This is a genomic window from Stenotrophomonas sp. 63632_Sma, assembly GCF_056482875.1.
In genome coordinates this window covers 4,574,623-4,600,753 of the sequence record NZ_CM151220.1, presented here as the reverse complement: position 1 = coordinate 4,600,753, position 26,131 = coordinate 4,574,623, and the positions used below count along the sequence as shown (strand labels likewise).

24 protein-coding genes are annotated in these 26,131 nt (G+C 66.7%); 13 read left to right on the top strand and 11 right to left on the bottom strand.

Annotated elements, in window-relative coordinates:
• Window positions 1-37 precede the first annotated feature (37 nt).
• The 5 genes from ACZK45_RS21340 to ACZK45_RS21320 all read right to left on the bottom strand — a co-directional run bounded on the left by ACZK45_RS21340 (window position 38) and on the right by ACZK45_RS21320 (window position 6,985).
• Window positions 38-3,247, bottom strand: a complete 3,210-nt coding sequence (locus tag ACZK45_RS21340) for an efflux RND transporter permease subunit (RefSeq protein ID WP_478445235.1) — start codon at window positions 3,245-3,247, stop codon at window positions 38-40.
• A gap of 10 nt (window positions 3,248-3,257) precedes the next feature.
• Window positions 3,258-4,463 carry an efflux RND transporter periplasmic adaptor subunit gene (locus ACZK45_RS21335; RefSeq protein ID WP_478445234.1) on the bottom strand — a complete coding sequence of 402 codons (1,206 nt, stop codon included), beginning with the start codon at window positions 4,461-4,463 and terminating at the stop codon, window positions 3,258-3,260.
• Window positions 4,460-5,713: a TolC family protein gene (locus tag ACZK45_RS21330; protein WP_478445233.1), complete on the bottom strand. Its 1,254-nt coding sequence runs from the start codon at window positions 5,711-5,713 to the stop codon at window positions 4,460-4,462. Before ACZK45_RS21330 ends, ACZK45_RS21335 begins: the two co-directional genes overlap by 4 nt.
• A 56-nt stretch (window positions 5,714-5,769) precedes the next feature.
• Window positions 5,770-6,111 carry a hypothetical protein gene (locus ACZK45_RS21325; RefSeq protein WP_049399170.1) on the bottom strand — a complete coding sequence of 114 codons (342 nt, stop codon included), beginning with the start codon at window positions 6,109-6,111 and terminating at the stop codon, window positions 5,770-5,772.
• Window positions 6,112-6,595: 484 nt separating this feature from the next.
• Window positions 6,596-6,985 carry a RidA family protein gene (locus ACZK45_RS21320; RefSeq protein ID WP_012512496.1) on the bottom strand — a complete coding sequence of 130 codons (390 nt, stop codon included), beginning with the start codon at window positions 6,983-6,985 and terminating at the stop codon, window positions 6,596-6,598.
• A 108-nt stretch (window positions 6,986-7,093) separates the two neighbouring features.
• Between ACZK45_RS21320 and ACZK45_RS21315 the strand changes: the two genes are divergently transcribed.
• Window positions 7,094-7,987, top strand: a complete 894-nt coding sequence (locus tag ACZK45_RS21315; protein ID WP_478445232.1) for a LysR substrate-binding domain-containing protein — start codon at window positions 7,094-7,096, stop codon at window positions 7,985-7,987.
• A 55-nt stretch (window positions 7,988-8,042) separates the two neighbouring features.
• Window positions 8,043-8,552 carry a DNA polymerase III subunit epsilon gene (gene dnaQ / locus ACZK45_RS21310; protein WP_478445231.1) on the top strand — a complete coding sequence of 170 codons (510 nt, stop codon included), beginning with the start codon at window positions 8,043-8,045 and terminating at the stop codon, window positions 8,550-8,552.
• A 13-nt stretch (window positions 8,553-8,565) separates the two neighbouring features.
• Here dnaQ and ACZK45_RS21305 read toward each other — a convergent pair whose 3' ends face one another.
• Window positions 8,566-9,780, bottom strand: coding sequence for a glycosyltransferase (locus ACZK45_RS21305; RefSeq protein ID WP_478445230.1), 1,215 nt, complete (start codon window positions 9,778-9,780; stop codon window positions 8,566-8,568).
• A gap of 278 nt (window positions 9,781-10,058) precedes the next feature.
• Here ACZK45_RS21305 and rpmB point away from each other — a divergent pair, with 278 nt between their 5' ends.
• The 6 genes from rpmB (at window position 10,059) to uvrD (ending at window position 16,521) form a co-directional block, all read left to right on the top strand.
• A complete protein-coding gene (rpmB, locus tag ACZK45_RS21300) occupies window positions 10,059-10,295 on the top strand; it encodes a 50S ribosomal protein L28 (RefSeq protein ID WP_005411638.1) in 237 nt (78 codons plus the stop codon).
• Window positions 10,296-10,305: 10 nt separating this feature from the next.
• The gene (gene rpmG / locus ACZK45_RS21295; protein WP_170272460.1) at window positions 10,306-10,473 is read left to right on the top strand and encodes a 50S ribosomal protein L33; all 168 of its coding nucleotides are present in this window, start codon (window positions 10,306-10,308) and stop codon (window positions 10,471-10,473) included.
• 261 nt (window positions 10,474-10,734) lie between these two features.
• Window positions 10,735-12,153, top strand: coding sequence for a cardiolipin synthase (gene cls / locus ACZK45_RS21290; RefSeq protein ID WP_478445905.1), 1,419 nt, complete (start codon window positions 10,735-10,737; stop codon window positions 12,151-12,153).
• A 36-nt stretch (window positions 12,154-12,189) separates the two neighbouring features.
• Complete coding sequence (locus ACZK45_RS21285) at window positions 12,190-12,843, top strand: hypothetical protein (protein ID WP_100435484.1); 654 nt, start codon at window positions 12,190-12,192, stop codon at window positions 12,841-12,843.
• Window positions 12,844-12,897: 54 nt separating this feature from the next.
• Window positions 12,898-14,319: an FAD/NAD(P)-binding protein gene (locus ACZK45_RS21280; RefSeq protein WP_478445229.1), complete on the top strand. Its 1,422-nt coding sequence runs from the start codon at window positions 12,898-12,900 to the stop codon at window positions 14,317-14,319.
• A 9-nt stretch (window positions 14,320-14,328) separates the two neighbouring features.
• A complete protein-coding gene (gene uvrD, locus ACZK45_RS21275; RefSeq protein ID WP_006402493.1) occupies window positions 14,329-16,521 on the top strand; it encodes a DNA helicase II in 2,193 nt (730 codons plus the stop codon).
• 105 nt (window positions 16,522-16,626) lie between these two features.
• Here the strand turns inward: uvrD and ACZK45_RS21270 are convergent, their stop codons facing one another.
• Window positions 16,627-17,337 (bottom strand): hypothetical protein, encoded by a 711-nt coding sequence (locus ACZK45_RS21270; RefSeq protein ID WP_478445228.1) that lies wholly within the window; start codon window positions 17,335-17,337, stop codon window positions 16,627-16,629.
• 132 nt (window positions 17,338-17,469) lie between these two features.
• On the opposite strand from ACZK45_RS21270, the gene ACZK45_RS21265 reads away from it, so the two are divergent.
• The gene (locus ACZK45_RS21265) at window positions 17,470-17,796 is read left to right on the top strand and encodes a low molecular weight protein tyrosine phosphatase family protein (RefSeq protein WP_057500899.1); all 327 of its coding nucleotides are present in this window, start codon (window positions 17,470-17,472) and stop codon (window positions 17,794-17,796) included.
• Window positions 17,797-18,003: 207 nt separating this feature from the next.
• The gene (locus tag ACZK45_RS21260) at window positions 18,004-18,558 is read left to right on the top strand and encodes a hypothetical protein (RefSeq protein WP_478445227.1); all 555 of its coding nucleotides are present in this window, start codon (window positions 18,004-18,006) and stop codon (window positions 18,556-18,558) included.
• Between the two features lie 83 nt (window positions 18,559-18,641).
• On the opposite strand, the gene ACZK45_RS21255 is transcribed toward ACZK45_RS21260, so the two are convergent.
• On the bottom strand, window positions 18,642-18,788 hold the full coding sequence (locus tag ACZK45_RS21255) for a hypothetical protein (RefSeq protein WP_317217713.1): 147 nt from the start codon (window positions 18,786-18,788) through the stop codon (window positions 18,642-18,644).
• 184 nt (window positions 18,789-18,972) lie between these two features.
• On the opposite strand from ACZK45_RS21255, the gene ACZK45_RS21250 reads away from it, so the two are divergent.
• Window positions 18,973-19,419 carry a universal stress protein gene (locus tag ACZK45_RS21250; protein ID WP_005411629.1) on the top strand — a complete coding sequence of 149 codons (447 nt, stop codon included), beginning with the start codon at window positions 18,973-18,975 and terminating at the stop codon, window positions 19,417-19,419.
• 134 nt (window positions 19,420-19,553) lie between these two features.
• Here the strand turns inward: ACZK45_RS21250 and ACZK45_RS21245 are convergent, their stop codons facing one another.
• Window positions 19,554-19,838, bottom strand: a complete 285-nt coding sequence (locus ACZK45_RS21245; protein WP_125893331.1) for a DUF2782 domain-containing protein — start codon at window positions 19,836-19,838, stop codon at window positions 19,554-19,556.
• A 98-nt stretch (window positions 19,839-19,936) separates the two neighbouring features.
• Between ACZK45_RS21245 and polA the strand changes: the two genes are divergently transcribed.
• A complete protein-coding gene (polA, locus tag ACZK45_RS21240; RefSeq protein WP_478445226.1) occupies window positions 19,937-22,711 on the top strand; it encodes a DNA polymerase I in 2,775 nt (924 codons plus the stop codon).
• A 330-nt stretch (window positions 22,712-23,041) separates the two neighbouring features.
• Complete coding sequence (locus ACZK45_RS21235) at window positions 23,042-23,521, top strand: DUF421 domain-containing protein (protein ID WP_478445225.1); 480 nt, start codon at window positions 23,042-23,044, stop codon at window positions 23,519-23,521.
• Between the two features lie 49 nt (window positions 23,522-23,570).
• Here the strand turns inward: ACZK45_RS21235 and ACZK45_RS21230 are convergent, their stop codons facing one another.
• Together ACZK45_RS21230 and hemF are read right to left on the bottom strand one after the other, a co-directional pair.
• Window positions 23,571-25,091, bottom strand: coding sequence for a hypothetical protein (locus ACZK45_RS21230; RefSeq protein ID WP_478445224.1), 1,521 nt, complete (start codon window positions 25,089-25,091; stop codon window positions 23,571-23,573).
• 96 nt (window positions 25,092-25,187) lie between these two features.
• Window positions 25,188-26,084, bottom strand: a complete 897-nt coding sequence (hemF, locus tag ACZK45_RS21225) for an oxygen-dependent coproporphyrinogen oxidase (protein ID WP_346485801.1) — start codon at window positions 26,082-26,084, stop codon at window positions 25,188-25,190.
• Window positions 26,085-26,131 lie beyond the last annotated feature (47 nt).

The following is a 26,131-nucleotide window of genomic DNA, read 5'->3' as shown; positions in this document are numbered from 1 at the left end:
GCCCGTCGGGCGGGGATCCGACCCGCATGGCATCACATCACCCCACCGCCCTCGGCTTGGCCACCCGTGCGGCGAAGGTCGGCAGCACCAGCAAGGTCAGCACGGTGGCGGTGATCAACCCGCCGATCACCACCGTAGCCAGCGGCTTCTGCACTTCCGCACCGGAACCGCTGGCGATCGCCATCGGAATGAAGCCGACGATCGCCACCAGCGCCGTGGTCAGCACCGCGCGGATGCGGCTCGACGCACCGTTGATCGCCGCCTGCAGCGGCAGGTCACCGGCATCCAGGCGCTCGCGGATCGCCTGCATCAGCACCAGGCCGTTCAAGGTGGCCACGCCGGAGACGGCGATGAAGCCGACCGCCGCCGACACCGAAAACGGCATGCCACGCAGCAGCAGCGCAAGAATGCCGCCGACCAGCGCCAACGGTACGCAGCTGAACACCAGAATGGCTTCCTTGCCGCTGCGCAGGGCCATGAACAGCAGGCTGCCGATCAGCAGGAACACCACCGGCACCACCGTTGCCAGCCGCTTTTCCGCGCGCTGCAGGTTCTCGAACTGGCCACCCCAGGTCAGATACGCACCCGGCGGCAGTGCCACGTCGGCCACCGCTGCCTGCGCTTCGCCGACGAAGCCGCCCAGATCCCGGCCACGCACGTTGGCCTGCACCACCACGCGGCGGCTGCCGTTGTTGCGGCTGATCTGGTTGGGCCCTTCGCTCACCGTGATGCGCGCCACCGACGACAGAGGAATCACCAGCCCCGATGGCGTGGCAATCGGCAACGACGCCAACTGGTCCGGATCATTGCGCGAGGCATCGTCCAGGCGCACCACCACGTTGAAGCGGCGATCACCTTCGAAGATCTTGCCGGCCGCCGTGCCACCAATGCCGGTGGACAGCGCATCACTCACGTCCGCGGCAGTCAGGCCGTACTGCGCCGCCGCCACGTGGTCGATGGCCACATTGAGCGTGGGCAGGCCGGAGATCTGTTCCACCCGCACGTCGGCCGCACCGTTCACCGCACGCAGCTTCAACGCCACCTGGTCGGCCACTTTCTGCAGCTGGCTGAAGTCATCGCCGAAGATCATTACCGCCAGGTCGGTACGCACGCCGGAAATCAGTTCGTTGAAGCGCAGCTCGATCGGCTGGCTGAATTCGAAGCTGTTGCCCAGCTGCTGCCCGGCCAGCTTTTCGAAGCGTGCTACCAGTGCATCCTTGCCCAGTTTCGGATCCGGCCAGTCCTTGCGTGGCTTGAGCACGATCACGCTGTCGGAGATGTTGGTCGGCATCGGGTCGATCGCCGCCTCTGCGGTACCGGTGCGCGAGAACACGGTTTCCACTTCCGGCTGTTTGGCAATCGCCTTTTCCAGTGCCAGCTGCATCGCCAGCGACTGCTCCAGAGACGTCGATGGCACGCGCAGGGCCTGCATCGCCACGTTGCCTTCGTCCAGCGTCGGCATGAACTCGCGGCCCAGCAGCGAGAACGAGCCGATGCCCACCACCACCATCATCACCGCACCGGCCAGCACCGTGCGCGGATGCGCCACGGCTTTGCGCACCACTGGTTCGATGCGCGCACGCAGCACGCGGATCAGCTTGGTTTCGTGCTCGCCATCGTCAGCATGTGTATCGCCGTCCTTCACCTTGGGCTCGCGCACCAGCAGTGCGGCCATCGCCGGCACGAAGGTGAAGGAGAATATGAAGGCACCGACCAGGGCCAGCATGAACGTGGCCGCCATCGGGTGGAACGTCTTGCCCTCCACGCCTTCCAGGGTAAGGATCGGCGCGAACACCAGCAGGATGATCAGCTGCCCGAAGGCCGCCGGGCGTGCCATTTTGCGCGCCGAATCAGCGGCCACGCGCAGGCGTTCCATCGCGGTCAATGCACGGCCCAGTTCGGCGCGGCGCTGGCCCAGCATCAGCAGCGTCGATTCGATCACGATCACCGCACCGTCCACCAGGATGCCGAAGTCCAGCGCACCCAGGCTCATCAGGTTGCCGCTGATGCCGAAGCGGTTCATGCCGATCACTGCAAACAGGAACGACAGCGGAATCACCAGCGCGGTGATCGTTGCTGCACGCAGGTTGCCCAGCAGCAGGAACAGCACCACCACCACCAGCAGCGCACCCTCGGTGAGGTTCTTGGCCACGGTCTTGATGGTCGAATTGACCAGCACGCTGCGGTCCAGCACCGGTGCTGCCACGATGTCGGCCGGCAGCGATTTGTTCACCTGTTCCAGGCGCGCCGCAGCTGCCTGCGCCACGGTGCGGCTGTTGCCGCCGGCGATCATCAGCGCGGTACCCAGCACGGCTTCATGGCCGTTGCGGCTGGCCGCACCCAGGCGCGGTGCGCGGCTCAGGTCGACGTCGGCCACATCGGCCACGCGTACCACCACGCCATTGCGGGTGGCTACCGGGGCCTGCGCCAGATCGTCGGTGGTCAGCGCCAGGCCATCGGCACGTACCACCAGGCCTTCGCCGGCACGCTGCACGAAGCCGGCACCGGCCTGCACGTTGGAACGCTGCAGGGCAGTGACCAGGTCGGCCAGGCCGAGGCCGTGCGCGGCCAGCTTGGCGCTGTCCGGATGCACGCCGTATTCCTTGACGTAGCCGCCGACCGTATCGACGCCGGCCAGCCCCGGGCTGGAACGCATCTGCGGCGCGATGATCCAGTCCTGCACGGTGCGCAGGTAGGTGGCACGTTCTTCCGGCGTGCGCAGCAGGTTGCCTTCCGGCGTGCGGTAGACCTCGCCGGCCTGCCAACCCGCTTCACCGGGCTTGGCCAGCTTGGCCGGATCGAACGCCGTGAAGTCCACCGTCCACATCAGCACCTCGCCGAGGCCGGTGGTGACCGGCGACAGCATCGGCGACGCGCCATCGGGCAGGTCTTCCGATGCCTCGCGCATGCGTTCGGCCACCTGCTGGCGGGCGAAGTAGATGTCGGTCGCATCGGTGAAGATCGCGGTGACCTGCGAGAAGCCATTGCGCGACAACGAACGCGTGGTGGTCAGGCCGGGAATGCCGGCCAGCGCGGTTTCCAGCGGGTAGGTCACCTGCCGTTCGATCTGCTCCGGCGTCAGCGCCGGTGCCACCGTGTTGATCTGCACCTGGCGGTTGGTGATGTCCGGCACCGCGTCGATCGGCAGCTTGCCCAGTTGGAACAGGCCCACGGCGGCGATCAGCGCCGCCATGAACACCACCAGCCAGCGGTGGCGCACCGCTGTTTCAATGATCAGCTTGAACATGGTCGCCTCCTCAGTGGCCGTGCTCGGCTTCGCCCTTGGCCAGTTCGGCCTTGAGCAGGAAGGCGTTGGCACCGACGATGCGCTCGTTGCCGGTCAGCCCACCGAGGATCTCGATACGGTCACCAGCACGACGGCCAGCCAGCACCGGCTGCGCCTTGAAGCCGCCTTCGACGGCGACGAACACCGCACTGCTGCCATCGACGTTCTGCACCGCATCGGCGGGCACGCTGAGCGAGCCATCCTGGCCTTCGGTGACGACCACCGCCGATACCGGCGAACCGGCGGGCGGCAGCGCGGCATCCACCGGCGTGGCACGGATCACCGCGACGCCGCCCTGCTGGCGGACATCGGCGGCCGACCCGGTGACGGTGGCGGTGAAGCTGCCACCCGGCACGCTCACTTCCAGCTTCATGCCCGGCGTGACCTGCGCGGCCAGCGCCGGCGGTGCGGTGAACACCAGCTCGTTCATCGTCGGGTCGGCGACGTCGGCCACCGCGCTGCCGGCGGCGACCACGCCACCCGGGGTGACCTGCACGTTGCCGACGATGCCGGCTACCGGGCTGGTGATGCGCACGCGACCGCTGCTGTCCGGCGAACCGTTGGCGGCGGCTTGGGCCTGCGCGGCGGCTGCCTGGGCCTGTGCCGCCAGCGAACGTGCGCGCGAGGTTTCCATTTCCTGGCGGGCGACCACGCCCTGGTCGACCAGCGCCTTGTCGCGGCCATAGGCCAGGCGCGCGGCTTCTGCTTCGGCCGAGGCGGCCAGCGCATTGGCGCGGAACACCGCGGCCTCGCCACTGACCACGATGGCCAGTGCCTGGTTCTGCTTCACCGCCGTGCCCGGCGCGACCAGCACGCGCTCGACGCGGCCGGTCACCGTGGAGGCAACCGAAGCGCGGGCGCCCACGGTGGGCTCGACCCTGCCGGACAGCCGGGTCGAGCCACCGCCACCGTGACCGATCGCGACCACTTCGATACCGGAGGCCTTGATCTGTTCCTGGGTCAGCTGCACCACGCCTTCATCGGCGTCGGCGGGGGCTTTCGCGGTTTCCGCCTTGGCCTCCTTGCTGTCGGCGGCATGGCCGTGGCCATCGTCGGTGCCGGCCTTGGCCGCAGCGGGGTCTTCATTGGCAGGCGTCTGCGCGTTGCCAGCGCAGCCGGCCAGCAGCATGGTCAGCAGCACGCCGCCGATCAGCGGGAAAGTACGGGAGAGAGTCATTTGGCCTCCACAAAAGGTGCGCGCCCCTCAAGGCGGGCAAGATCGATTTCCGCGCCGACGCGCGACAGGCGCGCATCGACGGCGGTGCCGCGGGCGGCGATGAGGGCGCTGCGCGTGCTGCGCAGTTCCAGCTGCGAGATGCGTCCGGCGTCGAAGCCAATGCGGGCCAGGCGATACGCCTCTTCGGCGGCGACCACGCTTTCATCGGCGGCGCGGGTACGGCTGCTGGCGGCCTTCAACCCGGCCACCGCAGAGAGGCGCTCGGCCTCGCTGTCGCGGCGCTGCTGGTCCAGGCGTGCCTCGGCCGCGCGCTGGTCGGCATTGGCGGCGCGGATGCCCCCGCGGTTGCGGTCGAACAGCGGGATGCTGAGGCTGACCCCGAGGTTGTAGGCACGCTCGCCGCCTTCGCGGAAGCGGGTCTGTGCGGCGGTGACACTGAGGTCGGGCAGGGCGCGCTTGCGCTCCACGTCGACCAGCTTGCCGGCCGCATCGGCTTCGGCTTCGGCGATGCGCACCGCCAGTGCCACGTCGGTGGCGCCACGCGGCAGCGGCGGGGCCCGGTCGAGCAGGCTGTCGTCAATCGACTGCACCGGCGCATCCAGCAGCGCGGCACCGGCCAGGCGGGCCAGCGCGGCATCGCGGAAGGCCTGTGCCTCATCCAGTGAAGCACTGGCGTTGGCCACTTCGCTCTGCGCCTGCACCGCACGCAGCTGCGGCTCGCGGCCCTGCTTGACCATCGCGTTGACGGCGTTGGCGTCATCGCGGGTGAGGGTCAGTGCTTCTTCGGCCAGGCTGTAGCGGCGCAGTGCGCTTTCCGCCTGTGCGTAGACCACCGCCAGCTGGCTGGCCACGTCGCTGCGGCTTTGGGCACCACGCAGGTTGGCGGCCTGTGCCTCGGCGCGGGCGGCACGGACACGCGCGCCACGCTGGCCCCAGACCTCCAGCGGCTGGGACAGGGTGAGCACGGTATCGGCCTTGCCCATGCCGCCATAGGAGCCGGTGCCCCAGGCGTTTTCGGCGGAGTAGGAGAGGGAAGGATTGGGCAACGCACGGGCCTGGTCGGCACGCGCATCGGCGGCCTCGGCCAGTGCCGTACCCACACGGGTACCGGGCAGCTGGTCCAGGCGTTCAAGCAGGGTGTCGTAGGAGGGGGCGGCTTGCGCCATCACCGATGCTGCCGGGGCCAGGCCCAGCAACACGGCGACGACCAGCCCGGCCGCGCGCGGCGACCGAGGTGTCAGGATCGACATAGGGGGATTCCGGTTGTGAGTGAAACGGGAGCCCGCGATTGCGGGACGCGCTCAACTCACGCCCGGGGGGGACGCGTCAATTCATCCTGGGCGACCGCATAGGTCGCAACGTCGCCGGCATTCATCCAGCGCGCCGGCAGCGGCGTACCGAAGGCGGCGAAATCGTTCGCCGGCAGGCTCAGCGTGGAGTGGTGGCAGTGGTTATGCGTGCAGGCACCCGTGTGCTTGCTGTCGCTGTCGCTGTCACCGCCTGCGTCGTCCGCGAGGGATTCGACATGGGCGCTGCTGGCATGCGGTTCCACCGCACACACCAGTGCGTCGGCCACCGGCACGACCACGAATGCCGCCATCAGCAGCATCATCAGGTACGTACGCAGTTGGCGGGTGATCCGGCGCATGGAGGGGAGGCTAGCAAGCGGTTTTCGCCGGATACAATATCAATGGCCACCTCGGGAATTCGTCGGAACCTCCCGTTCAGGTGGGCCGGGCACGCCAGCTCTGGCAGGTGCCGACCTCCTGCCCTGGTGGGTGTCGACCTTGGTCGACACGCTTTTCGACCTCCGACACATTGCCGGCCAGCGGCCGGCACTACCGGTCTGCAGGCAGCTTCGCGATCAACTTGATCTCGAACTGGAACCATACAGCCAGGTCACGCCGACTGCCCTGGTAGGTGTCGACCTTGGTCGACACGCTTTTCGACCTCCGACACATTGCCGGCCAGCGGCCGGCATTACCGGTCTGCAGGCAGCTTCGCGATCACCTTGATCTCGAACTGGAACCCATACAGCCAGGTCACGCCGACTGCCCTGGTAGGTGTCGACCTTGGTCGACACGCTTTTCGACCTCCGACACATTGCCGGCAAGCGGCCGGCACTACCCGTATCACGGCAGCTTCGCGATCACCTTGATCTCGAACTGGAATCCGTACAGCCAGGTCACGCCGATGCCGGTCAGGGTCGGGTGCGGTGCTTCGCCCCAGTACTCGGGCACGATCGCCCAGGCCTTCTCGAAGTTCTTCTCGGGGTCGACCAGGAACACGGTCACGTCGACCACGTCATCGAAGCTGCAGCCGGCGGCAGCCAGTACCGCATTGAGATTTTCGAAGGCGCGGCGCACCTGCGCTTCGAAGTCCGGCTCAGGCGAACCATCCTCGCGGCTGCCGACCTGGCCGGAGACGAACAGGAAGCCATTGGAACGGATCGCCGGCGAGTAGCGGTTGCGCTCGTACAGGGCCTGGCGGCCGGCGGGGAAAACGACATCACGCTGTGACATGGGGAAGATCCCGTGGGAGAGAACGCCATCCTCCGCGCCAGCGCTGTCTGGATAAACCGCAATAATCGGCCTAGATTGATTGTCAATTCCAAACAATAATGGCCAGCTATGGACCGTTTCGAGGCGATGCGGGCCTTTGCCCGGGTAGTGGAAACCGGCAGCTTCACCCGCGCCGCGCAGACCCTGCAGATCAGCCGCACCACGGCCACCCAGCTGGTGCAGCAGCTGGAGGCGCACCTGCGGCTGCGGTTGCTCAACCGCACCACGCGCCGGGTCAGCGTCACCGCCGATGGCGCGGCCTACTACCCGCGCATCGCCCGCCTGCTGGCTGAGCTGGAAGAGGTGGAGGGCGGACTGGGCGATGCCGCCACGCAGCCGCGTGGGCGACTGCGCGTGGATGTGCCGGGGCCCTACGCGCGGCTGCGGCTGGTACCGGCGCTGCCGGATTTCCAGGCGCGCTACCCGGAGATCCAGCTGGACATCGGCGTGAGTGACCGCGAGGTGGACGTCATCGCCGACAACGTCGATTGCGTGATCCGTGGTGGCACTCCAGCCGACCCGGCGCTGGTGGCGCGGCCGCTTGCTGCGCTGCCGATCGGCTTCCACGCCAGCCCGGGCTATGTGCAGCGCTTCGGCGTGCCGACCGACCCGCGCGCGCTGGAAGGGCCCGATCACCACATGGTCGGTTTCCTCAGCCCGCGCAGTGGCCGCGCCCGCGTGTTCACTGCACAGCGTGGCGATGAGCGCGTCGAGGTGCAGGGCCGCTATACGGTCAGCTTCGACGACGGCAACGCCTATCTGGCGGCTGCGTTGGCGGGGCTCGGCGTGGTGGCGCTGCCCAGCTACATGGCCGAACCGCACGTGGCGCGTGGTGAGCTGCTGCCGCTGCTGCGGGACTGGCAGCTGCCACCGATGCCGATGCATGTGATGTTCCCGCCCAACCGGCACATGAGCCAGCGGCTACGGGTGTTCATTGATTGGGTGGTGGAAGCGTTGGGGTGAGTGCATCGGTCGCGTGCGAAAATCCGGCTGCACGTACTGGAGAACGCACACTCTGATGAGCCGCATCGTCGCACTGGATACCGAAACCACCGGCATCTCCCACCGCCTGGGGCACCGGGTGATCGAAATCGGTGCCGTCGAACTGATCGATGGCCAGCTCACCGGCCGCCAGTTCCACACCTACCTGCAGCCGCAGCGCAAGGTGGACTGGGGCGCGCAGCGCGTGCACGGCATCAGCGACGCGATGCTGGTGGGCAAGCCACTGTTCTCCAGCAAGGCCGCCGAGCTGCTGGAGTTCCTGCGTGGCAGCGAGATGGTCGCGCACAACGCCACCTTCGACGTGGGTTTCCTGGACAACGAGCTGCGCCTGGCTGGCATCCCCGGCACGCTGGCCCAGCATTGCCGCATTACCTGCAGCCTGAAGCTGGCGCGCAGGCGCTGGCCAGGCCAGGGCAATAAACTGGACGATGTGTTGCAGCGCCTGCGCATTCCCAGCCAGCGCGGCCTGCACGGCGCGTTGAAGGATGCCCATCTACTGGCCCAGGTGATTCCGCATCTGCGCTGAGGCCTGGTCGCCGTTACATCGGCCGCAACCAGCGCTCGATCATTGCCACGCCACATGCCACCCCGTCCTCACTGCTCATCGCCACGCCCAAGGCCGCCGCGCGTGCGCGTGTTGCTTCGGTTGCAGCGAAGGTGATGGCTGCTGCCAGCGCTGCTGCATCCAGTCGCTTCGGTGACAACGGTGCCGGTGCTACGCCCAACCGATACAGGCGATCGGCCCAGAAGAACTGATCTGCGGCGAACGGCATCACCAGTGAAGGAATGCCGGCGCGGCAGGCCGAATGCGTGGTGCCGCTGCCACCGTGGTGGATGGCGAATGCGCAACGCGGGAACAGCGCTTCGTGTGGGGCCGGGCCCAGGACGAAGACAGAATCGGGCAAGCGCATCGCAGGCAGTCCCACCCAGCCGGGAAACAGCAGGACACGGCGCGGTGCCAACGCCTGCAGCAGGGCCGGGAACACGCGTTCGCGATCAAAGCCGGTCATGCTGCCGAAGCCCAGATAGACCGGCGGCGGTCCGGCGTCGAGGAAGGCCTGCAGATCGGCCGGCGGCGTCCAGGGCGCATCAGGAAACCGCCATTGGCCACAGACGATGTGGTCGGCCGGCCAGTCCGTCGGTGGCGGCAGCAGCTGCGGCGAGATGCCATAGAGCATCGGCAGGCCGGACCACAGCGAGCGGCGCGGCGATTGCCCCAGCTGCTTGCGGGCCTCGTTGATCGGCTGGCGGAACTGGCGCCAGATCAGGCCGTTGACCAGCCCATAGCTGGCCCGGTTCAACCAGCCCGGCGAGCGTCCCGGCGGCAGGAACGGGGAGCGGAAGGCACGCGTCGGGGTCAGTGGAATCATGCCGGTCCCGATCACCGGCAGACCCCGGCGTTCGCCCACACTCATGCCGACAAAGGCCGCCAGCCCACCCGTCAGAATCGCGTCGCAACCCTCGGCCGCCGCGTCCGCCTGCCGCATCCAGCCAGTGACATGCTGCAGCGCCATCCGTGCCAGTCCGCTACTGGCGGCGGCAACACCGTTGCCACGCGAGACCAGCGCGACCACTTCGTCATGGATGTCACCTTCCAGGGACGCATGGGGGACATTCAGCGCCTGCGCGCTGCCCAGCGTGCCGCCATCGGCCAGCAGTGTCACCTCGTGGCCTGCGCCAATCAGCCCATGGCAGAGCATGGCCAGCGGACGCGTATCGCCTTCGGTTCCGTAGGTCAGGGCCAGCAGCCGCATGGAAAGCTCCGCAGTGAACCGGGCCAGTATGCCGGTTGGTGGGCTCCCGGCCCTCCCGGTTCAGTCCCGGCCTGTGGGTAACTTGCGCAAGTGCTTGAACCCGTGCATAATGCGCGGCTCGCTGTGTCCGGTTTTCTACCGGGCGGCGCCTCCGGGAGCACGTCCCCGGCCGCCCAACGCCAGCGTAACCCTTTGATTCTCTTGACGTGTGGTGGGCAACCATCGAGGCCGCCGTCTCCCGGGCTACGGGCTGACACAACTTACTATCGAGGTGCGCAATGTCCCGCGTATGCCAGGTTTCCGGCAAGCGAGTGCAGACGGGTAACAACGTCTCGCACGCCAACAACAAGACCCGTCGTCGTTTCCTGCCGAATCTGCACGAGCGCCGCTTCTGGGTTGCCAGCGAAAACCGCTGGGTGAAGCTTCGTGTTTCCGCGCATGCACTGCGCACCATCGACAAGAACGGCATCGATTCCGTTCTGGCTGAGCTGCGTGCGCGCGGCGAAAAGGTCTGAGGAGTAGACGATCATGGCAGGCAAGCGCGATAAGGTCCGTATGATTTCGACCGCTGGTACCGGTCACTTCTACACGACCGACAAGAACAAGAAGAACACCCCGGGGAAGATGGAATTCTCCAAGTACGATCCGGTCGTGCGCAAGCACGTCCCGTACAAGGAAGGCAAGATCAAGTAATCCGCAAGGATTGCTGATCCCCGCGAAGAAACCCGCCCTTGTGGCGGGTTTTTTCATGCCTGGCATCCAGAGGGTGGGTGCCGACCGTTGGTCGGCACATTCCCTCCACCCCCGGTAGGTGTCGACCTTGGTCGACACGCTGTCCCCCCACCCGGTAGGTGCCAACCTTGGTTGGCACACGGCTTCAAAGCAGTCGAGCATGGCTCGACTCTACAAAGGCCGGTGGGCAGAATGGCCCATCACCTCCCGACGGGCGACGCGATGCTGTTCGAGTGGTTGCTGGGTTCCTACCTGCTGCTGATCGACTGGCTGATCCGGCTGGTCGCGCTGTGCTGGATCCCCACCCGCACCACGCCGGGGGCGGCGCGCAGCTGGCTGCTGCTGGTCGGCTTCGTGCCGCTGCTGGGCCTGCCGCTGTACCTGCTGTTCGGCCACCCGTGGCTGTCGCGCGAGCGCATCCGCCGCCAGGCCGAGGCCTCGCAGGTCATCCGCGAGGAACAGGCGCTGCAGCATCGCCTGCGCTGGACCCCGCAGCCAGACACCGCCTGCGCCGAGATCGTGCCGCTGGTGCAGCGCCAGGGCGACTTCATGCCGGTGCACGGCAACGCGGTGGACCTGTTGACCGACTACGACGAATCGCTGCACACGCTGATCGCCGACATCGACCAGGCTGAAGACCGTGTGCACCTGCTGTACTACCTGATGTTCGATGACGCGGTGGGCGAGGCGGTGGTCGAGGCGCTGCAGCGCGCAGCGGCGCGTGGTGTGCAATGCCGCGTGCTGCTCGACGCAGTGGGTGCCAAGCGTGGCCTGCGCGCCTATCGCAAGCGCCTGCAGGCGCGCGACATCGAAGTGCGCGCGATGCTGCCCGGTGGCCTGCGCTGGCGCCGCAGCGGGCGCATGGACCTGCGCAACCACCGCAAGATCGCGGTGATCGACAACGAGGTGGCCTATGTCGGTTCGCAGAACCTGGCGGGCCCGCAGTTCGTGCCCGGCCACCCGAACCGCGAGCTGGTGGCGCGCGTGCGCGGCCCGGCGGTGGCGCATCTGGAAGCCGTGTTCGCCAGCGACTGGTATATGGAGACCGGTCAGCGTCTGGACGTGATAGCCGATGTGCCCGAGTGCAGCGATGACATCGCCACCCAGCTGCTGCCCAGCGGCCCGGCCTATCCGTACAGCAACGCACGCGATGCGGTGGCCGCGCTGATCCATCTGGCGCGGCGGCGGCTGGTGATGGTCACCCCGTACTTCGTGCCTGACGAAGCCACGCTCAGCGCCTTGCGCATTGCGGCGTTGTCCGGCGTGCAGGTGCAGCTGATCCTGTCTGCCAGCAACAACCAGCGGCTGACGTCGTGGGCGCAGGAGGCCTACTACGATGAGCTGCTGCGCTGTGGCGTGCGCATCGCGCTGTACGAGCCGCAGTTCCTGCACGCCAAGCACATGAGCGTGGATGAGGACATCGCCGTGCTCGGCTCGATCAACATGGATATCCGCTCGTTCGCGCTGAATGCCGAGATCGGCCTGATCTGCTACGACCACGCGCTGGTGAAGCAGTTGTGCGAGATCGAGGATGGCTACCTGCGCGAATCGCGGCAGCTGGATCTGCAGCAGTGGCGCAGTCGCCCCACGTGGCGGCGTAGCCGCGAGGGCATCGCACGCTTGGCAGATGCGTTGATGTGAGAAATCGAATCGAAAGTAGCTGAATGCGGGGAGCTTATGGGAAAGGGCAAGCATGGGTTGCAGGTGTTCGATGAGAGCGGAAGCTCTTTGGTCGAGGTCGGGCCGCATGTTGTGGTGGATCGCCCCGAATTTGGCGCTGCAATAGGCTCCATCGCCACAGCTTGGGCTCAAGCCGAGGTGAATCTTCTCTGCCTACTCGCCGTACTTATCAATACAACGCCGGAGCTGGTGAAGAGTTCTCTCAAAAAACATCGTTCGGCAAAGTCGGCTTCCGAAGCGGCACGAAAGATTGCTACAGAGACCCTTGATGGCGCAGCTCTTCAAGATGTAGTTGAGCTGCTGAGTGCACTGGATAAGGTTCGGGATGCTCGGAACCGAGTTCAGCACGACGTTTGGGCGCGAAAGGCAACCGATAGCGAACGGCTCTATAGAGTGCATTCTGACCAGTACCTCGCTTTGGCCCTGAAGCTTCTAGACGTAGAAAGGATGAACGCCCCTGCAGCGGCCGCAATTGAAGTTGCCACGAGCTTCGCCGCGGCGGTTTCGGAGGGTTACTCAGTTTCCGATCTCAACGAGATCGCTGACGACATAGATTCAGTCAGCAAGCGTCTACTGACAGCGATGTTCAGTAATCGAATTTGCCAATTGAAGGCACTTGGCCAGGTAGATCCTTCATCAGGATCGATCTGAAACAAGAAGAAGCGCCCATCCCGCCCATTTCGGCAATCCGGCCTGTCATCGCCGATGGCCTACAATCGGCACATGACTGATTCACCGCGTAATGGCGAACTGGACCTGGCAATCATCGGTGGTGGTGCGGCCGGGGTGCTGGTGGCGATCCAGGTACTGCGCCAGGCCAAGGCGCCGCTGGCGCTGGCCATTTTCGAACCCGCCTCGCAGCTGGCGCAGGGCATCGCCTATGCCACGCCGTGGCCGGAGCATCTGCTGAACGTGCCGGCGGCGAAGATGAGTGCGTTTGCCGACCAGCCCGGCGATTTCCTCGACTACCTGATGGCCGCCAACGCCTACCCGGGCGAGGCGCGCGAGGTGCTGGGCGAGCGTTACGTGTGCCGCCACTACTTCGCGGCCTACCTGCAGCAGCGCCTGCAGGACGCTGCCGCAGCCAGCCCGGCGCAGCTGCAGGTGATCGCGCAGCCGGTACTGGGCCTGCAGCCGGATGACCACGGCTACCAGCTGACGCTCGGCGATGGCCACACGCTGCACGCCGCGCAGGCGGTGCTCGCCACCGGCAACAGCATGCGCCCGCTGCCGGTGGCCGGTGCCGATGCGCTGCCTGCCGACGATGTGATCGAGGCCTGGGACTACGACGGCGTACGCACCCTGGCCGGCGAACAGGCTGTAGCCATTGTCGGCTCCGGCCTGAGCATGGCCGACACCGTGCTGGCGCTGGTCGCCGCCGGCCACACCGGACCGCTGCACGTGATCTCGCGCCATGGCCTGCTGCCGTTGCCGCACGCGCACGGTGGCCTGCCCACGTTCGACCCGGCCACGCTGCTGCCGATGAACCTGCGTCAGCGCCTGCGCGCATTGCGTGGCTTCGCGCGCCAGGCGCAGGCCGACGGCCTGCCGTGGCAGGGCGTGATGGACCGCATCCGTCCGCACGGGCAGGCGCTGTGGTGCAGCCTCGATGAGGCGGACCAGCGTCGCTTCCTGCGCCATGTGGTGCGCTATTGGGACGTGCATCGCCACCGCATCGCCGAAGAAGTGGATGCGCAGCTGCAGTCCCTGCAGGACAGCGGCCAGCTGCGTATCCACCGGTCCCGCCTGCAACGCGTCTGGCGCGACGGCGATTCACTGCAGCTGTCCGGCCGCGATGCCCCGGGCAATGAACAGCAGTGGATGATCGGCGGGGTGATCAACGCCACCGGCGTGGAGACCCGCGCCAGCGCACTACGCAATCCCTTGCTGCAACAGCTGCAGGCCGATGGCATGGTGCGCCCCGGCCCACATGGGCTGGGCCTGGACAGCACGGTCCCGGGCGACCGCCTGTGTGCCGCCGGTGGCCAGCCGCAGGCACGGCTGGGCGTACTCGGCAGCCTGCGCATCGGCAGCCTGTGGGAAAGCCTGGCGGTGCCTGAACTGCGTCAGCAGGCGCAGGCACTGGCAACCCAGGTGGTCGCAGGAGCCGCGACGGCGATGCCGTAAAATGGGGGCATGGATGTCTCCCACCTGCTTGATGGCCTGAACCCGGCCCAGCGCGAAGCCGTCTCCGCTCCCCCCGGCCACCACCTGGTGCTGGCCGGTGCCGGTTCCGGCAAGACCCGCGTACTCACCCACCGCATCGCCTGGCTGCATGAAGTCGATGGCGTGCCGACCCACGGCATTTTCGCGGTGACCTTCACCAACAAGGCGGCCGGCGAAATGCGCCACCGCATCGACGCACAGCTGCCCAATGGCAGCCGCGGCATGTGGATCGGCACCTTCCACGGCCTGGCCAACCGCCTGCTGCGCCTGCACTGGCAGGACGCGAAGCTGCCGGAAGGCTTCCAGGTGATGGATTCGGACGACCAGCTGCGGCTGGTCAAGCGCGTGGTGCAGGCGCTGGAACTGGATGACGGCAAGTACCCGGCCAAACAGATCGCGTGGTGGATCAACGCGCAGAAGGACGAAGGCCGCCGCCCGCAGCACATCCAGCCCGAACCGCACGACGCGTGGCTGGAAACCATGCGCCAGGCCTACATCGAGTACCAGGCGCGTTGCGACCGCGCCGGCCTGGTCGACTTCGCCGAGCTGCTGCTGCGCGCGCATGAGCTGCTGCGCGACAACCCGGCGTTGCTGTCGCACTACCGCGCGCGCTTCCGCGAGATCCTGGTGGACGAGTTCCAGGACACCAATGCCATCCAGTACGCCTTCGTGCGCGTGCTGGCCGGCGATTCCGGCCACGTGTTCGTGGTCGGTGACGATGACCAGGCCATCTACGGCTGGCGCGGTGCCAAGGTCGAGAACGTGCAGGGCTTCCTGCGCGATTTCCCGGGCGCGCAGACCATCCGCCTGGAACAGAACTACCGCTCCACGGCCAACATCCTCGGTGCCGCCAACGCGGTGATCGCGCACAACCCGGATCGCATCGGCAAGGAACTGTGGACCGACAGCGGCGACGGCGAGCCGATCGACCTGTACGCGGCGTACAACGAGATGGACGAAGCGCGCTACATCGTCGAGCGTGCCCGCCAGTGGGTGCGCGATGGTGGCAGCTACACCGAAGTGGCCGTGCTCTACCGCAGCAACGCGCAGTCGCGCGCGCTGGAAGAAGCACTGCTGAGCGAGCAGGTGCCGTACCGCGTGTATGGCGGCATGCGCTTCTTCGAACGTGCCGAAATCAAGGACGCGCTGGCCTACCTGCGCCTGCTGTCCAACCGCAACGATGACGCCGCCTTCGAACGCGCGGTCAATACGCCGACGCGTGGCATCGGCGACCGCACGCTGGACGAAGTGCGCCGCGAGGCGCGCGCGCAGGGTATTTCGCTGTGGGAAGCGACCATGCTGGTCACCCAGGGCAGCGCGCTGGCCGCACGTGCGCGCAATGCGCTGGCCGGCTTCCTGGTGCTGGTCAACGAGCTGCAGGCGCAGACTCTGCACATGACCCTGGCCGAGCGCGTGGACCACGTGCTGGCGCGCTCGCAGCTGCGCGAGCACTGGAGCAAGGAAAGCCGCAACGCGCTCGATTCGGAATCGCGCACCGACAACCTCGACGAACTGGTCTCGGTGGCCTCTCGCTTCGTGCGCCGCGCCGACGACATCGAGGAAGTGGGCGAGGACATGGACGAGCTGGTCGCATTCCTGGCCTATGCCGCGCTGGAGGCCGGCGAGGGCCAGGCGCAGGCGGGCGAGGAAGGCGTGCAGCTGATGACCCTGCACTCGGCCAAGGGCCTGGAATTCCCGCTGGTGTTCCTGGCCGGCCTGGAAGAAGGCTTATTCCCCAGCGCACGTTCGCTGGAGGAAAGCGGGCGGCTGGAAGAAGAGCGCCGCCTGGCCTACGTGGGCATCACCCGCGCACGCCAGAAACTGGTGCTGAGCTACGCCGAATCGCGCCGCATCCATGGCCAGGACAACTACAGCCTGCCGTCGCGCTTCCTGCGCGAGATTCCGCGCGAGCTGCTGCACGAAGTGCGCCCGAAGGTGCAGGTCTCGCGGCCGGCCTCGATGGGCGCCAGCCGGGTGATGGGCCATGCCTCGATCGAGGCGCCGCCGCTGAAGCTCGGCGCGCTGGTCACCCATCCCAAGTTCGGCGAAGGCATGGTGACCGACTACGAAGGCAACGGCGCCCACGCCCGCGTGCAGGTCGAGTTCGCCGATGCCGGCAGCAAGTGGCTGGTGATGGCGTATGCCAACCTGACGGTGATCTGATCAACGTCAGGGGCCGGGAATTCCTGTAGAGCCGAGCCATGCTCGGCTGCTTTTGGTGGGAAAGAGCAGCCGAGCATGGCTCGGCTCTACAACAGCGGTCGGCTATCAGCCGATGGTGAATGTCTCCACGGCTGCCACCAACCCGGCGCGGTCCATCGCTTCTTCATCCTGGCGGTTGCGGATCAGCACGTAGTGGCCTTCTGCCGGCGACAGCACCTCGATCACCTCGCCGCGGTAGTTGGTGATCTCGATGAAGCCGTTGCCCACGCCGTTGAGGTTGTCGATCTCTGCTATCAACGTCTCCAGGCTCACGATGGCGCCGTCCTTGTCCGTTCCGCCGCCAGTGCGGGGATTGTCGAAGTACACGCTTATCTTCGGCTGCCTGGTCCGATGCCAGTTGTTGACGTCAACGATGTGATGTGTGGACCACCTGAAGTCATCTTCTGATTCGTTGCCGTTGAACTCACACCGGAAGATCGGCAGGCACAGGAACAGACCCGTGCGCTTCTCGATCCGGTTCAGAAGCCCGTGATACGTGCTGGGCACCGCCATCGCATGAGTGAACCCATAGGCGTTGGAAGGAATTTCAAAGATCGTTGGCCCATCGTGTGAAAGACGGGGCGGCGCGTTCAGTACAACGCTGGCGGCGAATTCCGGATCATCGACATTCTTGGACGCGATCGCGAGGTCATGTCCCTTGGCATTCCTTATGCAGCAGTAGACCACGAACGTCGCGACTACGTACTTGCTGAAGTAGCAGCCGTGTGATTCGGCTACCTCTGCGAACGTCGTTAACAGGTCATCCTTGGTGATCATGAGCATCTGGACGCTTAAAAACACAATGATGGCTGCTGATGCCTTCTTGGGCTATGCAACTTGTCTGAAAGCACCTGGGGTCAGAGCCCTTTTCCGATGGAAAAGGGATCCGACCCCGATTAGGCTGCGGGCATGACCCGCAACGTGCTCTTCCTCTGCAGCCAGAACCGCCTGCGCAGCCCGACGGCCGAGCAGGTGTTCGCCGATTGGCCGGGGATTGAAACGGCCTCGGCCGGCCTGCTGGCCGATGCCGAGGAAGTGCTCAGCCCGGAGCTGCTGCAGTGGGCGGACCTGGTGTTCGTGATGGAGCGTGCGCACCGCAACCGTCTGTCCAGCCGTTACAAGGCCTGGTTGAACGGCAAGCGGGTGATCTGCCTGGATATCCCGGACGACTACGACTACATGGACCCGGTGCTGGTGGAGCTGCTGAAGCGCAAGGTGGCGCCGTTCCTGCGTTGACGGGCTGTTGTAGAGCCGAGCCCATGCTCGGCTGCTTCTGGTGGGAAAGGCAGTCGAGCACGGTTCGACTCTACAAAGGCAGTCGAGCGTGGCTATGCCGGTCGTCCTGACCGGCACCCTTCGGGCCGTCGCAAGCGACGTTGGCAGCGGCTCCTGCCGCTACCTTCGACTCTACAATGGGGCCTGACATCTTCCAGGAACGCCCCGATGACCGAACCCACGCTGCACGTCACCGTGAAGTTGAACGCCAAGCTGCAGCCCGAGCATCGTCATGAGCTCTTCGAGGATCCGCTCGATGCGCTGCTGCAGGCGGCCCAGGTGGGCGAGCTGACCGGCGGTGGCACCGCGATGTCCGATCTCGGCGAGGTCGAATACGGCGACATCGAAGTGGCGCTGGTGGACGCTGCGGGTGTGCCGAAGCTGATCGACCTGCTGGAGCAGCTGGGCGCGCCGAAGGGTTCGCAGCTGCAGGGTGCGGGCGAGGCTGATCGAGGCTTCGGCGTGACCGAGGGCCTGGGCATCTACCTGGATGGCCTGGCCCTGCCGGACGAGGTCTACGAGCAGTGCGATTCCAACCACGTGTTCGAGCAGCTGTCCGAGCGCATCGACGGCCTGGGCGAGATCTGCAGCTGGTGGCAGGGCCCGACCGAAACGGCGCTGTACATGTACGGCGAATCGTTCGAGGCGATGCGTGATGCGATTGCCGAGTTCGTCGGCAGCTATCCGCTGTGCCAGAACGCGCGCGTGGTGCAGATCGCCTGAGGGCAGAAAATGTAGAGCCGAGCCATGCTCGGCTGCTTCTGGCGGGAAAAGCAGTCGAGCAAGCTCGACTCTACGGCAGCAGGCTATCGGCCGGCTGACTGCCTGGCGTTGTCGCGCTGAGCCAGATCCTTGCCCAGGTAATAGCCGCCGCAGAACAGCACGAAGGCGGCGATGAGGCTCCACAGGATGATCCTGAGGGGGCTTCGTGATGTCGGCTTGCTGTCCTGCATGCGGGTTCTCCCAAGGCGGCGGTGCCGCCGCCCACCCAGCTTGCGCTGCAGTGTCCGGGTACGCAAGCCGGCGGTGCGCACACGCCGCTGCGCCGCGCCGGATTGATCCTGCTCAAGGCGCGCCCTGCACATCCGGTGTGCAATGGTGTCGTTCCCATCTGGCAGATCGCTACGGAGCCCCACCATGTACAAGCGCATCCTGATTGCCACCGACGGATCCGAGCTGGCCGACAAGGGCCTGGCCAAGGGCCTGGAGCTGGCCAAGGACCTCAACGCCGAGGTCGACATCGTGACTGTCTCCGAGCCGTGGGCCGTCGGCATGTACGACGCCATGGGCTGGAGCGTGGGCTACATGAACAGCCCCGAGTACAAGGCCGACCGCGAGGAAGGCGCGCAGAAGGTGCTGCAGCCGGCGCTGGCCAAGGCGGCCGAGCAGGGCATCACCGCCAATCCGGTGCACGTGCTGGACCGCTACGCAGCTGACGGCATCATCGAGACCGCCGGCGAGCGCAACAGCGACCTGATCGTGATGACCTCGCACGGCCGCCGTGGCGTGACCCGCGTGCTGCTGGGCAGCCAGACCGCCGAAGTGCTGGCACGCAGCACGCTGCCGGTGCTGGTCATCCGCTGATACAAGCGTTCCCGGGGAGGGGACCCGACGCCGGCCGCAGGATGCGCGCCGGCGTCATCTTTTGTAGGGCCGGCAGGGGCCCATCCACGCATGGCGTGGATCTACTGAATCGCAGGGATCCGACCCCGGTCACATCACCAGCTGTACAGCTTCCAGTACACCGGCGACACGCCGTCCTTGTCGTTGTCGAAACGGCCATCGCCGTTCTTGTCGTACATGTAGAACGGGGCACCGCGCGACGGGGTCACCTTGACCATGCGCAGCTGGCCGGACACGCGGTATTCCTCGATGACATCGCCGTTGTCCATGGTGCGCTTGGACACATCCGCGCCCTTGACGTCCACCGGGGGAGCGCCGGCACCACCCATGCTGGCGCAGCCAGCAAGCAGGAGCACGGAAGCCAGCATCAGGGTCTTCATCGGCGGGGGCCTTTGCCTGGAAAGAGCCTTGATTATGCCCCATCGCCGCGGCTGTGCCGTGTCGTCGCAGTGCAGGCACGGGCGCGTAGAATCGACCCATGAGCAGATTAGTCCTGATCGACGGGTCCAGTTACCTGTACCGCGCGTTCCACGCGCTGCCGCCCCTGTCCAATGCACAGGGCGAACCCACCGGCGCGCTGTTCGGCGTGGTCAACATGCTGCGCTCGACGCTGAAGGAGCGCCCGGCCTACGTGGCGTTCGTGGTCGATGCGCCCGGCAAGACCTTCCGCGATGACCTGTACGAGCAGTACAAGGCCAACCGCCCGCCGATGCCCGACGAGCTGCGCAGCCAGGTTGAACCGATGTGCCGCATCGTTGAAGCGCTGGGCATCAGCATCCTGCGCATTCCCGGCGTGGAAGCCGACGATGTGATCGGCACGCTGGCCCTGCAGGGCGTGGCGCAGGACCTGAAGGTGACCATCTCCACCGGCGACAAGGACTTTGCCCAGCTGGTGCGCCCGGGCATCGAGCTGGTCAACACCATGACCGGCAGCCGCATGGATTCCGATGCCGCAGTGATGGAGAAGTTCGGCGTGCGCGCCGATCAGATCATCGACCTGCTGGCGTTGATGGGCGACACCGTCGACAACGTGCCGGGCGTGGAGAAATGTGGGCCGAAGACCGCCGCCAAGTGGCTGGCCGAGTACCAGCACCTGGACGGGGTGATGGCGGCCGCGCCGACCATGAAGGGCAAGATCGGCGAGAACCTGCGCGCCGCGCTTGAGCGTCTGCCGCTGAACCGCGAGCTGGTGACCATCCGCACCGACGTGGAGCTGGACGCCAGCCCGACCACGCTGGCCCTGCGCGAGCAGGACGTGCCGGAGCTGACCGAGCTGTATGCGCGCTACGGCTTCACCCAGGCGCTGAAGGAGCTGGGTGCACCGCTGCCGGCGCCGACGGCCGCCAGCGAAGCCACCCCAAGCCTGCGTGGCACCGCCGCCGGGTTCGCCCGTGGCAGCGCCGAGGCACCGGCCGCCGGCACGCTGGATCCGGCGCTGGCCGCACCGGGTGAATACGAGACCGTGCTGACCGCCGAGCAGCTGCAGGCCTGGGTCGAGCGCCTGCAGCAGGCGGACCTGATCAGTTTCGATACCGAAACCGATGCGCTGGACGCGATGCGTGCGCGCCTGGTGGGCATCAGCCTGGCGGTCGAGCCGGGCAAGGCCGCCTATATTCCGGTCGGCCACGATTACCCGGGCGCGCCGGCGCAGCTGCCGATGCAGCAGGTGCTGGACGCACTGCGCCCGGTGCTGCAGGACCCGGCAAAGAAAAAGCTGGGCCAGCATGGCAAGTACGACCTGCATGTGCTGCGCCGCCACGGCGTGGAGGTGCAGGGCTACCACGACGACACCATGCTCGAGAGCTTCGTGCTCAACTCCACCGCCACCCGCCACGACATGGATTCGCTGGCCCTGCGTTACCTGGGCTACAACACCATCAAGTTCGAGGACGTGGCCGGCAAGGGCGCCAAGCAGATTCCGTTCTCGCAGGTGGGCATCGACGAAGCCAGCCGCTATGCGGCCGAGGACGCCGACATCACCCTGCGCCTGCACCGCGCGCTGCAGCCGCAGCTGCTGGCCGAGCCGGCGCTGGACAGCGTGTACCGCGACATCGAGATGCCACTGGTACCGGTGCTGACCACGATCGAAGCCAACGGCGTGCGGATCGACACCGACGAACTGCGCCGGCAGAGCCAGGACCTGTCCTCGCGCATGCTGGCCGCGCAGCAGAAGGCCACCGAACTGGCCGGCCGTAGCTTCAACCTGGATTCGCCCAAGCAGCTGCAGGCGGTGCTGTTCGATGAGCTGAAGCTGCCGGCGGTGGTGAAGACCCCGAAGGGTCAGCCCAGCACCAATGAAGAGGCGCTGGAGGCGATCGCCGACCAGCACGAGCTGCCGCGGGTGATCCTGGACTACCGGGGCCTGGCCAAGCTGCGCAGCACCTACACCGACAAGCTGCCGGAGATGGTCAACCCGGACACCGGCCGGGTGCATACCAGCTACCACCAGTCCGGCGCCGCCACCGGCCGCCTGTCCTCGTCAGACCCGAACCTGCAGAACATCCCGATCCGCACCGAGGATGGCCGCCGTATCCGCCGCGCGTTCATCGCGCCGGAGGGCTTCCAGCTGCTGGCGGCCGACTATTCGCAGATCGAGCTGCGGATCATGGCCCATCTGTCCGAGGACCCGGGCCTGGTGCGTGCCTTCGAGCAGGGCGCCGACGTGCACCGCGCCACCGCCGCCGAGGTGTTCGGGCGCACGCTGGAGGAAGTGACCCCGAACGAGCGCCGCGCGGCCAAGGCGATCAACTTCGGGCTGATGTACGGCATGAGCGCCTTCGGCCTGGCGCGCAACCTGGGCATCGACCGTGGCCAGGCGCAGGACTACGTGGCGCTGTACTTCAGCCGCTACCCGGGCGTGCGTGATTTCATGGAGCGGATGCGCCAGCAGGCCCGCGACCAGGGCTATGTGGAAACCCTGTTCGGCCGCCGCCTGTACCTGAACGACATTCATGCACGTAACCAGGGCCTGCGCGCCGGTGCCGAGCGCGCCGCGATCAACGCGCCGATGCAGGGCACCGCCGCAGACATCATCAAGCGCGCGATGGTGGACGTGGACCAGTGGCTGCGTGACAGCGGCGCACCGGCACGGATGATCCTGCAGGTGCACGATGAACTGGTGTTCGAAACCGAAAGCAGTTTCGTCGAGGAGTTGCGTTTGCAGGTGGTCGAGCGCATGTCGCAAGCGGCCAAACTGCGGGTGCCGCTGGTGGTCGATATCGGCATCGGCAACAACTGGGACGAAGCACACTGAGGGTGTTTCAGGCCGAAAACGACGTGAATTCGTTCATTCGTCAGAGGTTTCTGACTCGATCATGAATGTTGCCCTGATGGAGGTTCATTAAATTGGGCCCCTTCACGAACCGTTAGTGTTCGGAGTGCTTCTATAACTCTCGACAGGCGCAACGCCTGTTGTGGATCTCTCCCATCCCCTGGAGCAGATCTCGGAACGGGGACTCCTCCCCAAGTGCCCGTTCCCCGGCCCCGTTGACCTCCCCCTGGTCAGCGGGGCTTTTTATTTGTGCCGTTGCCAGATGACGTGGCCTGCGCCACGCTGGGCCACCGCTCCGCAGGGGAACCCGCAATGCCCGATCTGTTCTCACTGGCGATGCCGTGGTGGGAGTTCATCCTGCGCGCGGTGGTGGTCTACGTCGTGGTGCTGGGCATGGTCCGGCTCAGTGGCAAACGTCCGCTGGGGCAGATCACCCCCTTCGACGTGCTGCTGGTGGTGCTGCTGGGCAATGCCGTGCAGAACGCACTGCTCGGCACCGATACCTCGCTGGGCGGTGGCTTGTTGCTGGCCGCGAGCCTGATCCTGCTCAACTACGGGGTGGGCTGGGTGAGCACCCGCAGCCGTCGCATCGAGCGCCTGGTGGAAGGAGAACCGGTAGTGATCGCGCGTGATGGGCGCCTGTTCGACGCCGTTCTGCGCCGTGAGCAGGTCACCCGCGCCGATTTCGAGGCCGCGATGCGCCAGCAGGGCTGCCTGGGCGTGGAGGATGTCGAGCTGGCCCTGCTGGAGATCAACGGGCACATCACCATCATCCCCAGGAAGAGCACCTGACGTGTAGCGTCGAGCAAGCTCGACGCTACGGGTACCCCTTCCCGCGCCCTCAGAGCGCGGCTTCGGCCTTCAGTGCCGGCCAGTTGCGGGTGGCGTCCACATCGCAGGCTACATGCGTGCCCTCGCCATCCTTCGCGCAGATCGCTGCCATGGCCTGCGGGATCTTCGGGTCGGCGGTATGCGAATACACCGCTGCCAATGCCAGGCACCCTTCGCGGACACCGGCGCCGCACAGCGTCTCGAAGTAGGGCAGCGACGCGGCCCATTTCTCGGCCTCGAACAGGGCTTCGCCGGCAACCTTGCAGCCCAGCAGCTTGCCCTCGGTGCAGCAGGCCTTGGCGCCGTCCTTGCGCGCCAGGGTGGGGCAATCCAGTGGCAGCGGGATCTCCACGAACGCCACCGGCGGCGTGCAGCTGGCATTGCCTGCGGCGGGCTTGCGCTCGTAGTAGGCGAAGCAGTTGCCGCCGTCGACGCTGGCGAGGTTTCCGTTCTTCAGCGGTTGCAGCACGAAGTCGCTGCCGACATCGGGACGGATGAGGATGCGGCCGTCCTGCAGGCGCGCGCGCAGGCGCTGGTCGCGGCCCTCGGCCTCAACCAGGCCGCCATCGAGGAAGCGCAGCTGCGAGAGCACACCGTACTCGGCTTCATAGCTCCCACACGGCAGCGCAGTGGCCGGCACCGGAGCCAGTGAAGCGACCGGCGCAGCGGCCAGGCTGGCAAGCGCCTTGGCGCGGCCGCAGGCCACGCCGTCCGCGCGCTGCGCGCACGACAGCTGCAGCGCTTCGTGGGCCTGCAACAGGCGCCCGCCACTCCACAGCACCTCGGCAACGTCGGCGCAGAAGGTCTCGCCGTGCTGCTGCCGGCACAATGTGGCCAGCTCATCGAGCTGCGCGGACGGCAACACGGGATCAACCGAATGCTGCAGCCCGAGCAGGGACTTGCCGATCATCTCCAGCCCGACCACCTCGGCGATCGCCCTGCAACCCTCGGCGTTGAAGGATGCGGAATCCTCCTTGCAGATCTCCGGCTTCGGCGGCTCGGCTCGTGCAGGCGCCGGGGCAGCGTCCTTGGCCTGCTGCTGGTAGGTCTCCAACAGCTGGGAGCAGGCCGCGCCCACGCCCTCGGCACACCAGGCGTGCAGCTTCACCGGTGCGGCCGCGGGCAGCGCCTCCAGGCACTCGGAGGTGTTCATCACGCAACCATCTTCGATGGGCTCTGGCATCGTCTTGCAGGCGGCGGCGTGCTCACGGGTGAACTCGCGATAGGGCGTGTTGATCGTGCGGTCGTTGTCCGAGAAGAACCAGTTTTCCAGGCGTCCCGTGGACAGGTTGCCGGTGCCGAGCACGTCTTCCTGGCGGGCGATGCGCAGTTCCTCGGTGGCCTGGTAGGGACCGGACAGGAAGGCGTGGCCTTCGCTCTCGATGGTCAGCGTGATAGTGCCGTCGCTGTCCTTGTAGTTGCCGCAGGCCATCGATTGCGCGGCAGCCGGCAGGCTGGCCGCGGCCAGTGCGAGCAACAGCAGAGAGCGCCAGCCCGCAGCGCGGGGGCGGAGGGAAACAGCAGCATGCATGGGGTCATCCTTGAAGGAGGCAAAGCAGGACCTGTCCGGTGCAGGGCGCACCACAGGCAGGAGAAGACGCCACGCCTCAGGCGTGGCGCCGGAAGGTCAGAGCCAGTCGCGCGGCACCAGGTAATCGGCCAGGCGTGCCTCGGCGCTACCCGTTTCCGGGGTGAAGCCGTACTCCCAGCGCACCCGCGGCGGCAGGCTCATCAGGATGCTTTCGCTGCGGCCACCACTCTGCAGGCCAAACAGCGTGCCGCGGTCGTAGACCAGGTTGAATTCCACATAGCGGCCGCGTCGGTACAGCTGGAACTCTCGCTCGCGCTCGCCGTAGGCGGTGTCCTTGCGCTGCTGCACGATCGGCAGGTAGGCATCCAGGAAGCCATCGCCGACCGCACGCAGATAGTCGAAATCGCGCTCGAAGTCACCGTGCAGGTCGTCGAAGAACAGGCCGCCGACGCCGCGCGTTTCATTGCGGTGGCGCAGGAAGAAGTACTCGTCGCACCAGCGCTTGTGCGCGGCATAGCGTTCTTCGCCGAACGGGGCGCACAGGTCGCGCGCGACCCGGTGCCAGTGCTGCACGTCCTCGTCGAACGGATAGAACGGGGTCAGGTCGAAGCCACCGCCGAACCAGCTGGCCACCACTTCGCCGTCGCGCTGCGCCTGGAAGAAGCGCACGTTGGCATGGGTGGTCGGCACGTAGGGGTTGAGCGGGTGGAACACCAGCGACACGCCAGTGGCACGCCAGGAGGCGCCAGCCAGTTCCGGACGGTTGGCCGAGGCCGATGGCGGCAGGCGGCTGCCGGCCACGTCGGAGAAGCCGATGCCGGCCTGCTCGAACACCGCACCGTCGCGCAGCACGCGGGTACGCCCGCCACCGCCCTCCGCACGCTGCCACAGGTCTTCCTGGAAGCGGGCCTGGCCATCGACGGCCTCGATCGCCGCACAGATGCGGTCCTGCAGGTCGGTGAGGTAGGCGCGCACGCGCTCGAATTCGTTCATGGCGCGTACTTTACCGCAGGGCCCGCCCGAAGCTGCGGGCAGGCCCT